Genomic DNA, 12,469 nt, shown 5'->3' with positions numbered 1-12,469 from the left:
GACTCCTCGGTGGGGGGTGGCGTAGGGGTGAACGCAGCTGTTTTCCCGCGCCGGACAGGCCACGGCAACGGATGTCCGGTTCTGGGACGGGCGGCGCCTGCGTGCCGGGCGCGCGGTCGCCCGGCCTATAGATTCGGTGAGCGTGGCGACGGCGACGGCGACGGTCGCCGCGGACGGCCGCGGCGCGCGGCATGAATGCGTCGGCCCGGCCGCATTCATGCTCGCGCCCGCCGGTGCGACCGCTGTCGCAGCGCAGGATTGCGATCGCGGCACAGGTTGTTCCCGGTTCGCGCGCAGCGCCGCGGACGCTGCGGCCGTGGCGGCGCGCGCGCGGCGGTGCTAGCGTCGGCGGCATTCGCGCGCCGCCGGGCGCGCGCCGCTTCGCGACCGTGGGGGATCCGATGCGCCGTTCGTTCCGATCCGGCCGACTGGCCGGCCGTATGTCCCGCTGGGCCTGGGCCGCCGCCTTGTGCCTGTTGGCCGCTTGCCAGCGCGATGCGCCGGCACCGCCGGCGGACGCCTACGATCCCGCCGCCGGCGCCGACGCGCGCCGGATCGAGGCCGATCTTCGCTTTCTCGCCGACGATCTGCTCGAAGGCCGCGAAACCGGCACCCGCGGCTACGATCTTGCCGCGCTGTACGTCGCCCAGCGCCTGCGCGCGATCGGCCTGCGCCCGGCCGGCGACGACGGCAGCTATTTCCAGCGCGTGCCCTTGCTGCGCGCGCAGCGGGTCGATGGCGGCGGCAGCCTGGTGGTGCGCCGGCCCGCGGCGACGGTGGCGCTGACCTATCGCGAACAGTTCCTGCCGCAACTCGACTTCGACCGCGCCCAGGCGCGGATCGCGGCGCCGGCGGTGTTCGTCGGCCATGCGGTGCACGCGCCGGAACTCGATTACGACGACTTCGCCGGGCTCGAGCTGCGCGGCAAGATCGCAGTGCTGCTGCACGGCGCGCCGGCGCGCTTCGATATCGACCGGCGCGCGTTCTACAGCTCGATGCGGGAAAAGTTCGCCGCCCTGGCCGCGCGCGGCGCGGTCGGCGCGGTGATCGTCTCGACCGAAGACGAGGAAAAACGCCAGCCGTGGGCGCGCGGCGCGCAGAACTGGGCGCGGCCGGGCATGCGCCTGCGCGACGCCGACGGCCGCGCGATCGACACCTTCCCGCAGTTGCAGGTGATCGCCAACGTGTCCGCCGCGGCCGCGCCGCTGCTGCTCGATGCCGGCGGCCGCAACGCGCAGCAGGTGTTCCGCGATGCGCGCGAGGGCAGCCTGCGCGGCTACGACTTGCCCGGCACGCTGGAGCTGTCGTCGCTGACCCGGATCGCGCCGGCGCAATCGCGCAACGTGGTCGCGTTGCGGCCCGGCGCCGATCCGGCGCTGGCGCGCGAGCACGTGCTGTTCAGCGCGCATCTCGACCACGTCGGCATCGGCGCGCCGGTGCGCGGCGACGCGATCTACAACGGCGCGCTCGACAACGCCCTGGGCGTGGCGATCCTGCTCGAAGCGGCGCAGCAGCTGGCGCGCGCGCCCTCGCCGCCGCAGCGCTCGCTGCTGTTCCTGGCGGTGACCGGCGAGGAAAAAGGCCTGCTCGGCGCGCAGTGGTATGCGCGCCATCCCAGCGTCGCGGCCGGCTCGATCGTCGCCAACGTCAACATGGACATGCCGGTGCTGCTGACCCCCACCCGCGACGCGATTCCGGTCGGGGTCGAGCATTCCAGCCTGCAGGCGACGCTCGAACGCGCCGCCGGCGAAGTCGGCCTGCGCCTGAGCCCGGACCCGAATCCGGAAGAAAGCATCTTCATCCGCAGCGACCAGTACGCCTTCATCCGCGCCGGCATTCCGGCGGTGTACCTGACCGGCGGCATCCAGGCGCGCGACGCCGGCGCCGACGGTCGCGCGGTGCTGGGCGAATTCCTGCGCGAGCGCTACCACCAACCCGGCGACGACGCCTCGCAGCCGATCCAGTACGCCGATGCGGCGCGGCTGGCGCGGCTCAACGCGCGCATCGGCCAGCTGATCGCCGACGATCCGCAGCGGCCGCGTTGGAACCGCGGCGATTTCTTCGGCGAGCGCTTCGCCCGGCCGGCCTCCGCCGGCGCCCGCGCGGCCGCGCCCTGAGCGGACGCCGCGCCGGGCATGCGTGACATACTGCGGCGATGACCGCGACCGCGATGAAGACCCTCGGCCTGCTCGGCGGCATGAGCTGGGAATCGACCCTGCCGTATTACCGCCAGATCAACGAAACCGTGCGCGAACGCCTCGGCGGCCTGCATTCGGCGCGGCTGCTGCTGTACAGCGTCGACTTCGCCGAGGTCGAACGCCTGCAGCATGCCGGCGACTGGGACGCGGCCGGCGCCCTGCTCGGCCGCGCCGCCTGCAGCCTGCGCGACGGCGGCGCGCAGTTGCTGGTGATCTGCACCAACACCATGCACAAGGTCGCCGATGCGGTCGAAGCCGCCTGCGGCCTGCCGCTGCTGCACATCGCCGACCCCACCGGCGCGGCGATCCGCGCCGCCGGGCTGCAGCGCGTCGGCCTGCTCGGCACCCGCTTCACCATGGAGCAGGATTTCTATCGCCAGCGCCTGATCGAGCGTCACGGCCTGGAGGTGATCGTGCCCGACGCCGCCGCGCGCGAACGCGTGCACCGGATCATCTACGACGAGCTGTGCCTGGGCCGGATCCGCGACGAGTCGCGACGCGAGTACCAGGCCATCATCGCCGGGCTGGTCGCGCAGGGCGCGCAAGGCGTGATCCTGGGCTGCACCGAGATCGGCCTGCTGATCGGCCCGGACGACGTCGCGATCCCGTGCTTCGACACCGCCGCCCTGCACGCGCGCGCCGCAGCGCTGGCGGCGATCGGCCAGAACGCAGGGACGGAGGGGATTAAGCTCGCTTGATCCCCTCCGTCCCTAACACCCCGCGTAGGGCCCGCCCGATTCGCCCGGAACCGAGGCGGCATCGGCTGATCGCCGCGCGCGGATGCGACCACACTCAACCCTGGACAGCGCAAGGAGCCATCCCATGAACGACAGCGCCAACCCCGGCTGGTGGAGCCGGCACTGGAAATGGGCGGTCCCGACCGGCTGCCTGAGCGTGATCCTGTTGGCCGGGCTGATGCTGGGCGCCCTGGTGATGTACGGCCTCGGCGGGCTGGGCGGGCTGATGAAGCCCGGCGAACCCTTCCGCCATGCCGCCGGCCTGGCGCGCCACGATCCGGCGGTGATCGCCGCGCTCGGCAGCCCGGTGGATTCGGGCTGGATGCGCAGCGGCCGCTTCGACATGAACGACGAGGGCGGCGAAGTCGATGCGGTGTTCCCGCTGAGCGGGCCCAAGGGCGAGGCGCAGGTGCATCTGCGCGGCGAACGCCGCGACGGCCGCTGGACCTATTCGCGGATCGAGGTCGAACTCGACGACGGCCGCCGCATCGACCTGCTCGCGCCGCCGGCACCGGACGCATTCCCGCCGCAGGCGCCGGCCGCCGCGCCGCAGGACACCGCCACCGAAGAGCCGGCCCCGGACGCGTCGGCGAGCGACCCCTGAGCCGCGATCAGCGTCCCGGCAAGGGCAGGCCGCGGAAGGATTTGACCGTGCGCAGCACCAGGCTGGAATTGATGTCGGCGCCGCCGGCCTGGTTGAGCAGGCGGTCGAGCAGGAAGCGCGAGAGGTGGTCGAGGTCGCGCACCACGATCTGCAGCAGGTAGTCCATGTCGCCGGTCAGGGCATAGCAGGCCACCACCTCGTCCCAGCTGTCGACGAACTCGGCGAACGCCGCCACCGCCTCGCTGTCGTGGCGGCCCAGGCGCACCCGGACGAAGGCCTGCAAGCCCAGGCCCAGGCGTTCGGGGTCGACCTCGGCGCGATAGCCGGAGATCACCCCCTCGCGCTCCAGCCGCTGCACCCGGCGCAGGCAGGCCGAGGCCGACAGGTGCACCCGCTCGGCCAGCTCGGCATTGGTCAGACGGCCTTCGCGCTGCAATTCGGCGAGCAGCACGATGTCGGTACGGTCCAGCTCGATCGCGGCCATTCGCTGCGCCCCCTGGCGATTTGACGCAACGATATTGCGCCAAACCGGCGTGGGCGCGCAATAACGCAAGCCTATTGCGCCGGGCCACGGTTACAGTCGTAGCGTCCCTCTCCGGGACGCACGGAGCGTTCCATGGCCAGCCAGCAGCCCACCCCGCAGCGCGTCGAACACCAACTCACCGACAAGGGCTACGTGCCGGTCTACACGACCGCCGTGGTCGAGCAGCCGTGGGCTTCGTATTCGAGCCAGGACCATGCGGTGTGGGCGCAGCTGTTCGAGCGCCAGCAGCAGGTGCTGGTCGGCCGCGCCAGCGACGAGTTCCTGGCTGCGCAGCGCGCCATGCACATGACCCCGGACCGGATCCCGAAGTTCGACGATCTCAACCGCGTGCTGCGCGCCCACACCGGCTGGGAGCTGGTCGGCGTCGAAGGCCTGCTGCCCGAGCTGACTTTCTTCGATCACCTGGCCAACCGCCGCTTCCCGGTGACCTGGTGGATCCGCCGCGCCGACCAGATCGATTACCTGTCCGAACCGGACCTGTTCCACGACCTGTTCGGCCACGTGCCGCTGCTGATGAACCCGGTGTTCGCCGACTACATGCAGGCCTACGGCCGCGGCGGCGTGAAGGCGCACGGGATCAACCCCGAAGCGCTGGTGCACCTGACCCGGCTGTACTGGTACACGGTCGAATTCGGCCTGATCAAGCAGGCCGACGGCCTGCGCATCTACGGCAGCGGCATCGTCTCGTCGAAGAGCGAATCGATCCACTGCCTGGAATCGAACGCGCCGAACCGGATCGGCTTCGACCTGGAGCGGATCATGCGCACCCGCTACCGCATCGACACCTTCCAGAAGACTTACTTCGTCATCGACAGCTTCGAACAGCTGATGCAGGCGACGACTCCGGACTTCACCCCGATCTACCAACGCCTGGCCCGGCAGGATTCGATCCCGGCCGGCGAGGTGCTGGCCGAGGACCAGGTGTTCAATCGCGGCACCGGCGAGGGCTGGCTGACGGACGGGGACGTTTGAGCGACGCGGCGGCCGGTTAGTTCGATTCCGCACACGTCGGCTCCTCCTCCGGGAGCCGGCGCTCGCCCGCTGCCCAGGTCGATAGCGCAACGCGCTACACTGGCGCGGAATGAACGACGACAACCCGAGCAAGACCCCGCACATGGGTGCGGACGACCACCACGGCGAGTCCGCCGTGCCCCATCGCCAGATCCGCGCCGTCTACGACGACGCCACGATCCGCGTCTACCAGGCCTATTCCCACGCGATCGCCGATGCGGCGCTGCGCGCCGGCCGTTTCGTCGCGCCGTTCAAGCGCGAACGCATGACCTGGATCAAGCCTTCGTTCCTGTGGATGATGTATCGCGCCGGCTGGGGCCACAAAGACGCCGGTCAGGCCCGCGTTCTGGCGATCGATATCGACCGCGCCGGTTTCGAATGGGCCTTGCGCCACGCCTGCGCCAGCCACCCCGATCCGGACATGAGTCCAGGCGAATGGGAGCAGCACAAGCGCGCCCACCCGGTCCGCATCCAATGGGATCCGGAACGCGATCTGCATCTGCGTCCCTTGCCGCACCGTTCGATCCAGATCGGCCTCGGCCCGCTTGCGGTCGATCGTTACGTCGAGCAATGGATCCATCGTATCGACGACATCACCCCGCTGGCGCATCGCATCCACGGGCTGGTCCAGGCCGGACGGCTCGACGAGGCCGGCGCCGCGCTACCGACGGAACGGCCTTATCCGGTCGCCAGCCCGGTCTGAGCTTCGGCTACCACGCTCGCGCACACCGCTGCGATGGTCGCGGCTTACGCCGCTCCTACAGGCGGGCGGCGGCACCGCGATGGGGCGACATGGCGGTCGCGGCTTGCGCCGCTCCTACCCCAGCACGGGTTGTGCGCTGCCTGTCGTAGGAGCGGCGTAAGCCGCGACCGCCGAAGCGACGTCATTCACGTCCGCCGCCGAAGCCTGGCACCAAGGCGTTGTTCGCCAGAACCGTATGGCCGGTCTTCGGCTGCCGCGCTCGCGACCACCGCTGCGGTGGTCGCGGCTTACGCCGCTCCTACAGGCGGACGGCGGCGGCGCGATGTGGCGGCATGGTGGTCGCGGCTTGCGCCGCTCCTACAGGCGGGCGGCGGCGCCGCGATGTGGCGGCATGGCGTCAGCCGGTCGCGGCCAGCGGTTTGGCGCCGGCGCGCGCGGTCGAGGCGGTCGCGAGCAACTCGCCGGCCAGCTCGCGCGCCGCTTGACGTAGCTCCGGCACGGCGGTGATCTCCCAGCGCTGCGCGCGCAGCAGCGGCCCGAGCGCGTACAGGCCGCGCACCGCGCTGCCCTTGGCGTCCAGGGCTTCGAACCGATCCGAGGTGCGCAGGCCCAGGCCCAGCGGGTCGGCCGCGACCAGGCCCGACTCGCGCAGATGCGCGATCAAGGGATGGGTGGTGCGTTCGATGTCGGTGTCCAGGCCGGTGGCGCGGATCAATACGTCGTAACGCTCCTGCAGCAGGACGTTGTCGCCGCGCTCGCGGATCAAGACCTCGACCGCATCGGCGCCGCGACGCGCGCGCACCAGCCGGCCGGCGCGGATCCGCAGGCGGCCGTGTTCGCGCAGGCGCAGCAGCTCCTCGGCCAGTTGCGGCGCGATGCGGTGCCGCGCCGCCTCCCAGTACGAGCGCAGGTGACGCAGGAAGCTCGCCCGCTGCGGCAAGGGCATGCCGCGCCAGAAGCCCTGCAGATGCGGGCGCAGGGCATCGACCAGGCTGCGCCAGTCCTCGACCACCGGCACCAGGGTGCGCAAGGCGCACGACAGTTCGCGCGGTGCGTGCGTCTGCAAGGCCTGCAGCACCGCCGGCGGCAAGGCGATCGGCGGCGGCGGATACTCGCCGTGAGCGCGCGGCAGCAAGCCGTGGCGAGACAGGGCGACGATCGGGCCGCGATGGCCGCGGCGGTGCAGGGTGACGACGACGTCGGCCATGGTCAGGCCGGTACCGACGATCAACAGCCGCGCGTCCGGGTCGATCGCATCGATCGCGCCGTCCTGCCATGGCCAGCCCAGATAGCTGGGATGGATCGCCAGGCGCGGCCCGACCCCGGGCAGCGGCTGCGGCGGCAGCGCGCCGACCGCGAGCACGACCTTGTCGCTGAGGAAGTCGCTGCCGTCGGCGAGGTGGATGCGGAAGCCCGAAGCCGCGCGCTCGACCGCCACCGCTTCCTGGCGGATCTGGTTGAACGCCGCCGCGCTGCCGGCCAGCGCGGTCTGCAACTGCGCATGCAGGTACTCGCCGTACAACAACCGCGGCAGGTAGCTGCTGCGCGCGCGGTCGGTGAGGTTGAGCCAGTCGGCGAAGCCGCCGGGTTGATCGGGCGTCGCGCCCAGTTCGCTGGCGCGCACGTTGAGCAGGTGCTCCGGCCGCGCCTCGCCGTAGGCCACGCCGCGGCCGTAGCTGTCACCGATGCCGACCAGGCACAGCTCCACGCCCGGCCCCGCCTGCCCGACCAATTCGCGCGCCAAGGCGCTGCCGCTGAAACCCGCTCCGACGATGGTGATGCGCATGCTGCCCCCGGTCGTATTTGAGGAGGCTTCGTTCTAGTGGATCGCGGGCGCGGCTGCGTAAAGCGACGGTTACCGGTTCGTAAATCGGCGCGGACGATGCGGAACCTCGTCATGTCGATACGACATGAGCGATGTCATCGAATTGCAATCGGGGTCGCAGTGCGGGGATTTTCTGCGCGAGGGAACGCATCGCCGCACAGCGGCATCGGGACATCGCGCTGAAGTCTCTGGATCCCCGCTTTCGCGGGGATGACGATAGGAGAGCGGCGCGGGCATCTGTTGCACCGCGGCGCCGAAACGGTAGCGCGAGTCGCCGCGAAGCCTTCGGCCGTCGTCCCCGCGAAAGCGGGGATCCAGGGCTTCATCCAGGCATCGCTGCGAAGTCCGCCGCGCTGCGGGCGACGGACTGCGCGCTCACTTCGGCTGCGCCAACAGCTTGGCCGATCCGTACGGCGCATGGTCCAGCTTGCCGCGCTGGATCCAGTCCAGCTGCATCTGGAAATAGCCTTCGGAGATGCGGCTGTGCTGGCGCTCGCCCTTGGCGTCGACGTCGAACTCCAGCATGCCGTGGTCGGCGGTCGGGAACAGCGCGGTGGTGATCGGTCGGCCTTCGCCGGCCAGGCCGACCAGGCGCTTCTGGGTTTCGTCCGACGGCGCTTCCACGTCGGAGCCGCCGACGATCCACAGCTGCGGCGCGCGCAGGTCGCGCAGCACCGGCATCGGGTCGTAGTCCCAGCTCACGTCGACGTCCAGCCGGGCCAGCTCGGCCAGCACTTCGGCGCGGGTCTTGTTGATCACCAGACCGGTGTACTCGCCCTTCAGCGCCTTCCACCACGGCTGCGCGCCGTACTTGGCGCGCAACGCGTCCAGTTCTTCCCAGCCGCGCTGGCCGTCGCTGGAGGCGATCAGGCCGGTGGCGTCGGAGACTTCGCGCGCCTTGGCCAGGATATCGGCGTCGCCGAAGCCGGCCGCGCGCAGGTCCATCGCGACCTGATCGCGGTCTTCGGCCAGCACGCCGTCGGCCAGGCCGAAGCCGACCACGACGAACTCGGCCTGCGGCTCCTTGCTCGCCGCCAGCGGCGCGACCCAGCCGCCCTGGCTGCCGCCCTGGAAACCGGTGCGGCCGGCGCGCGCGCCGGCCAGGCGCTTGGCCTCGCGCAGCGCCGCCGCGGCGTCGTCGGACAACTGGTAGAAATTCTGGTTGTACTTGCCGGTCGAGCCGCCGGTGCCGCGCTTGTCGTAGACGAACACGCCGACGCCGTTGGCCGGGAACAGGTTCTGCAGGTGGTACAGGTCGACCCCGGAGTAGTTCTCCGAGCCGTGCACCAGCACCACCAGCGGCACCTTGTCGCGGCCTTCCGGCAGCACCAGGCGGCCGCGCAGCTCGACGCCGTTGCCCTGGAAGCGGGTCTCGCGGACGTCGAAGCGCAGCTTCTGGCCGGTGTGGCCGTCGTAGCGGATCTTGCCCTGCGCGCAGTCGCCGAACGACACCGCGACGCCGTCGGCCTGGTCGGTCCAGCCACGGGTGCTGGTCCAGGCGCCGTCGCGCTGGGTCAGCTTGCCGGTGCGGCCGTCCACCAGGCGCCAGCGCAGCGTGCCGGGCGTGGCGACCGCACCGATGTCGACCACGCGGCCGTCGTCCAGGCGGTAAGCGCCGGCATGGCAGCGCACCGGATCGGCGGCCGGGGCCGGTTCGGCGGCGTGGGCCGCGCCGACGCCGGCGATCAGGGCCAGGGCCAGCGCGGTGCGGCGGAAGACGGCGGAACGGGGCAGGGGGCGGGCGTTGGGCATGGTCGGATTCCGCTAAGAGTTATCCGATCTGATGCGCGCTTGCGGCGCGCGGTTGCAGTGCGAAGGGCATGCCGACGCTCAACCGGCGACACTTTCTTTTTCGCCGCGACTGTGATCCTTGCGCCTGCGTCGCAGTTCAACCGATCTGCGCCGGCGCTCGCGCGCCCACGGTCGCCGGCTGCGGCGCGCGCCAGCGGCGGTCGAACCAGAGCTTGGCGCCGATCGCGACCAGCAGCGGGCCGAACCAGGCCGCGTAGTGCAGGGCCGCTCCATCGATCGCCGGAAACAGGCGCGGCAGGCCGATGCCGAGGAAGGCGATATGGGTGGCGATGCCGTTGCCGATCATCGCGGTGTAGTGCTCGATCAGCCACCAGCGCGGGCGCGCGCCCAGGCGCTCGCGGCGCAGGCGCTTGAGCAGCAGGTCGGCGCCGATGAACAAGCCGATGCTGGAAAAGCCGGTCAGCAGCGGCGCGCCGATGCGCAGGCCCAGCGCCAGGATCGCCGCGCCCGACAGCAGCGACAACCCGGCCAGGGCCACGTACACCGGCCCGGTGTAGCGGCGCACGTCGCGCTTGTCGGCGATCGCGCGCCAGCCGGTCCACACCCCGGTGGCGGTGATCACCAGCAGATAGCCGAGAAAGGCGGCGGTGACCGGATGGCCTTGTTCGAGCTTGTAAGCCGCCATCGGCACGCCGGTGATCAGGATCCCGGTCATCGCCAGCAGGAAGATCTGCCCGGCGCGGCGGTGCAGGGGGCTGCCCTTGCGCGCCAGGCCGGCGCTCCAGAAGCCGATCAGCGCGACCACGCCGACGGCGATGTGCAGGGTCTTGATCCAATCGTAGGCGGACAACATGGCGGCGGCTCCGGTAGGGCGCCCGGCGGTGAAAGTGGGCGCCGGACCATGCTGCGTCGCGGCCGTCGCCGGCACAGGGGCCAGGAGTCGTCGATCGACCCTGCCGGAAGTCACTTTCTGCTGCGCGGCCATTGCCTGTGCGCGGCGCCGCGCGCAGCATCCGGCCATGTCCGGCCGCCTGCGCTCGCTGCTGCAACCCTTGAACCTGCCCGCCGTGCTGACTTGGCTGGCGGTGCTGTTGTCGCTGCGCTACGACGACGATGCCGAGCGCGCCGCGCAATGGCTGGCGATGGCGCTGTTCCTGGCCTGCTTCCTCGGCCACGACCTGCTGCCGCCGTCGCGGCCGCGCTGGCGCGCGTGGTTGTTCGTGCCGGAATGCCTGAGCGCGCTGGCGGTGAGCTGGCTGGCGCCGACCGGCGGCGCCGCGCCGGCGTTGCTGGTGATCGTCGCCGCGCACCTGGTCATGGCCCTGCCGCTGCGGCCGGTACTGGCGATCGCGTTGCTGCTCAACCTGGCCCTGTACCTGATCCTGCGCCAGGCCGGCCATGGCGCGCCGTTCATCGTCACCTTGATCTTCGCCGGCTTCCAGAGCTTCGCCGCGCTGGTCGCGCATTACGCGCGCAGCGCCGAGCAGACCCGCGACCGCCTGGCCCTGGTCAACGCCGACCTGCTCGCCACCCGCGCCCTGCTGGCCGACAGCGCACGCGATGCCGAACGCCTGCGGGTCGCGCGCGAGCTGCACGACGTCGCCGGGCACAAGCTCACCGCGATGACCCTGAACCTGCGCGCGCTCGCCGCCGAACCCGGGCTCGGCCAGCGCCGCGAGGTGCAACTGGCCCAGCAACTGGCGGTCGAACTGCTCGGCGATATCCGCAACGTGGTCCAGGCCCTGCGCGACGCGCGCGGGCTGGACCTGGCCACCGCGCTGCGCGCGCTGGCCGCGCCGCTGCCGCGGCCGGTGCTGGACCTGGACATCGACCCGCGCCTGCACCTGACCGACCCGGCTCTGGCCGAGGCTCTGTTGCGGCTGGTGCAGGAAGCGCTGACCAACAGCGCGCGCCAAGCCGAGGCCGAGCGGGTGCGGGTCGAGATCCGGGCCGAACCCGGCCGCTTGCGGGTGGCGATCGAAGACGACGGCCGGCTTCGCGGCGCGCTGCGCGAAGGCAACGGCCTGACCGGCATGCGCGAACGCATCGCCGCGCTCGGCGGCCGCCTGCAGCTGGCCGCCAATGCGCGCGGTGCGCTGCGGATCGAGGCGGAGCTTCCCACATCAGAGCTGCCCACATCGGAGCGGCCGGCGTGAGCGCCGCGACCGCGCCGCGCGCGCCGATCCGGCTCGCCCTCGCCGACGACCAGACCCTGGTCCGCGCCGGCCTGCGCGCCCTGCTCGAGCGGCTGGGCCTGCAGATCGCGTTCGAGGCCGACGACGGCCAGGCCTTGCTCGACCGCCTAGCCGACACGTCCGTCGACGTGATCCTCAGCGACATCCGCATGCCCGGCCTGGACGGCATCGACGCCTTGTTGCGCCTGCGCGAGCGCGGCGACGCCACCCCGGTGTTGCTGCTGACCACCTTCGACGACAGCGAGCTGCTGTTGCGCGCGACCGAAGCCGGCGCCCAGGGCTTTTTGCTCAAGGACGCCGCCCCGGAAGACCTGCGCGACGCCATCGCCCGGGTCGCCGCTGGCGAGACCCTGCTGCAACCGGTCAGCACCGAGCCGGTGCGCGCGCGCTACCGCTACCACGCCGACGACGCCCCGCGCGCGCTGTTCACCGAACGCGAGGTCTCGGTGCTGCGGTTGATGGCCGGCGGCTACTCCAACAAGGAAATCGCCCGCGCCATGTTCCTGGCCGAAGGCACGGTCAAGAACTACGTCTCGACGATCCTGGAAAAGCTCGACACCCGCGACCGCACCCGGGCGGTGCTGAAGGCGATCACTTTGCGGGTGATTTGATCGTTGGGGATTGTGGATTCGAAGAGCATGCTGCGCCTGTAGGAGCGGCGTGAGCCGCGACAGGGGATGCGCAGAACCATCCGCCTCCGTCGCCGATCATCGAAGCCGTTCTGCCGGACCGGGGTAGGAGCGGCGCAAGCCGCGACCGCCATGCTTCGCACTCGCGGCGTCGCCTAAGCCTGTCGATATCCGCGGTTGATTTCCCTGCGCTACCGGCCGGCCGCGTCGTTGTCGCGATGGCGCGGTCGCGGCTCACGCCGCTCCTACAGGGAGCGAGAATTTTTTGGCG

11 protein-coding genes are annotated in these 12,469 nt (G+C 71.4%); 7 read left to right on the top strand and 4 right to left on the bottom strand.

Annotated features, from left to right (window positions below; translation table 11 throughout):
- The first annotated feature begins 440 nt into the window (after window positions 1-440).
- The 3 genes from K4L06_RS07085 to K4L06_RS07075 all read left to right on the top strand — a co-directional run bounded on the left by K4L06_RS07085 (window position 441) and on the right by K4L06_RS07075 (window position 3,539).
- The gene (locus K4L06_RS07085) at window positions 441-2,117 is read left to right on the top strand and encodes a M28 family metallopeptidase (RefSeq protein ID WP_221670729.1); all 1,677 of its coding nucleotides are present in this window, start codon (window positions 441-443) and stop codon (window positions 2,115-2,117) included.
- A 53-nt stretch (window positions 2,118-2,170) separates the two neighbouring features.
- Window positions 2,171-2,896: an aspartate/glutamate racemase family protein gene (locus K4L06_RS07080; RefSeq protein ID WP_221673549.1), complete on the top strand. Its 726-nt coding sequence runs from the start codon at window positions 2,171-2,173 to the stop codon at window positions 2,894-2,896.
- 124 nt (window positions 2,897-3,020) lie between these two features.
- On the top strand, window positions 3,021-3,539 hold the full coding sequence (locus K4L06_RS07075) for a cytochrome c oxidase assembly factor Coa1 family protein (RefSeq protein ID WP_221670728.1): 519 nt from the start codon (window positions 3,021-3,023) through the stop codon (window positions 3,537-3,539).
- Window positions 3,540-3,546: 7 nt separating this feature from the next.
- On the opposite strand, the gene K4L06_RS07070 is transcribed toward K4L06_RS07075, so the two are convergent.
- Window positions 3,547-4,023, bottom strand: a complete 477-nt coding sequence (locus K4L06_RS07070; RefSeq protein ID WP_221670727.1) for an Lrp/AsnC family transcriptional regulator — start codon at window positions 4,021-4,023, stop codon at window positions 3,547-3,549.
- Between the two features lie 132 nt (window positions 4,024-4,155).
- On the opposite strand from K4L06_RS07070, the gene phhA reads away from it, so the two are divergent.
- Together phhA and K4L06_RS07060 are read left to right on the top strand one after the other, a co-directional pair.
- Complete coding sequence (phhA, locus tag K4L06_RS07065) at window positions 4,156-5,055, top strand: phenylalanine 4-monooxygenase (RefSeq protein WP_221670726.1); 900 nt, start codon at window positions 4,156-4,158, stop codon at window positions 5,053-5,055.
- A gap of 109 nt (window positions 5,056-5,164) precedes the next feature.
- Window positions 5,165-5,797, top strand: coding sequence for a DUF4291 domain-containing protein (locus tag K4L06_RS07060; RefSeq protein ID WP_255595009.1), 633 nt, complete (start codon window positions 5,165-5,167; stop codon window positions 5,795-5,797).
- A gap of 397 nt (window positions 5,798-6,194) precedes the next feature.
- Here K4L06_RS07060 and K4L06_RS07055 read toward each other — a convergent pair whose 3' ends face one another.
- From K4L06_RS07055 to K4L06_RS07045, 3 genes are all read right to left on the bottom strand, one after another.
- Window positions 6,195-7,583 carry an FAD/NAD(P)-binding protein gene (locus K4L06_RS07055; protein ID WP_221670725.1) on the bottom strand — a complete coding sequence of 463 codons (1,389 nt, stop codon included), beginning with the start codon at window positions 7,581-7,583 and terminating at the stop codon, window positions 6,195-6,197.
- Window positions 7,584-7,997: 414 nt separating this feature from the next.
- Entirely contained in the window at window positions 7,998-9,374 is a 1,377-nt protein-coding gene (locus tag K4L06_RS07050; protein ID WP_255595008.1) for an alpha/beta hydrolase, read from the bottom strand.
- 136 nt (window positions 9,375-9,510) lie between these two features.
- The gene (locus K4L06_RS07045; RefSeq protein WP_221670724.1) at window positions 9,511-10,227 is read right to left on the bottom strand and encodes a hypothetical protein; all 717 of its coding nucleotides are present in this window, start codon (window positions 10,225-10,227) and stop codon (window positions 9,511-9,513) included.
- Window positions 10,228-10,393: 166 nt separating this feature from the next.
- On the opposite strand from K4L06_RS07045, the gene K4L06_RS07040 reads away from it, so the two are divergent.
- Window positions 10,394-11,530 carry a histidine kinase gene (locus K4L06_RS07040; protein ID WP_221670723.1) on the top strand — a complete coding sequence of 379 codons (1,137 nt, stop codon included), beginning with the start codon at window positions 10,394-10,396 and terminating at the stop codon, window positions 11,528-11,530.
- Window positions 11,527-12,180: a response regulator transcription factor gene (locus K4L06_RS07035; protein ID WP_221670722.1), complete on the top strand. Its 654-nt coding sequence runs from the start codon at window positions 11,527-11,529 to the stop codon at window positions 12,178-12,180. Before K4L06_RS07040 ends, K4L06_RS07035 begins: the two co-directional genes overlap by 4 nt.
- The last annotated feature ends 289 nt before the right edge of the window (window positions 12,181-12,469 follow it).

It is taken from the genome of Lysobacter sp. BMK333-48F3 (genome assembly GCF_019733395.1).
Taxonomy (GTDB): domain Bacteria; phylum Pseudomonadota; class Gammaproteobacteria; order Xanthomonadales; family Xanthomonadaceae; genus Lysobacter.
Note: the sequence above shows the minus strand (reverse complement) of the source record. Positions and strands in the feature narration are given on the sequence as shown.

What these genes read in the sequence shown, in the direction of transcription:
- K4L06_RS07085 (WP_221670729.1), top strand. Translation starts at nt 441, where the DNA reads ATGTCCCGCTGGGCCTGGGCCGCCGCCTTGTGCCTGTTGGCCGCTTGC.
- K4L06_RS07080 (WP_221673549.1), top strand. Translation starts at nt 2,171, where the DNA reads ATGAAGACCCTCGGCCTGCTCGGCGGCATGAGCTGGGAATCGACCCTG.
- K4L06_RS07075 (WP_221670728.1), top strand. Translation starts at nt 3,021, where the DNA reads ATGAACGACAGCGCCAACCCCGGCTGGTGGAGCCGGCACTGGAAATGG.
- K4L06_RS07070 (WP_221670727.1), bottom strand. Translation starts at nt 4,023, where the DNA reads ATGGCCGCGATCGAGCTGGACCGTACCGACATCGTGCTGCTCGCCGAA.
- phhA (WP_221670726.1), top strand. Translation starts at nt 4,156, where the DNA reads ATGGCCAGCCAGCAGCCCACCCCGCAGCGCGTCGAACACCAACTCACC.
- K4L06_RS07060 (WP_255595009.1), top strand. Translation starts at nt 5,165, where the DNA reads ATGAACGACGACAACCCGAGCAAGACCCCGCACATGGGTGCGGACGAC.
- K4L06_RS07055 (WP_221670725.1), bottom strand. Translation starts at nt 7,583, where the DNA reads ATGCGCATCACCATCGTCGGAGCGGGTTTCAGCGGCAGCGCCTTGGCG.
- K4L06_RS07050 (WP_255595008.1), bottom strand. Translation starts at nt 9,374, where the DNA reads ATGCCCAACGCCCGCCCCCTGCCCCGTTCCGCCGTCTTCCGCCGCACC.
- K4L06_RS07045 (WP_221670724.1), bottom strand. Translation starts at nt 10,227, where the DNA reads ATGTTGTCCGCCTACGATTGGATCAAGACCCTGCACATCGCCGTCGGC.
- K4L06_RS07040 (WP_221670723.1), top strand. Translation starts at nt 10,394, where the DNA reads ATGTCCGGCCGCCTGCGCTCGCTGCTGCAACCCTTGAACCTGCCCGCC.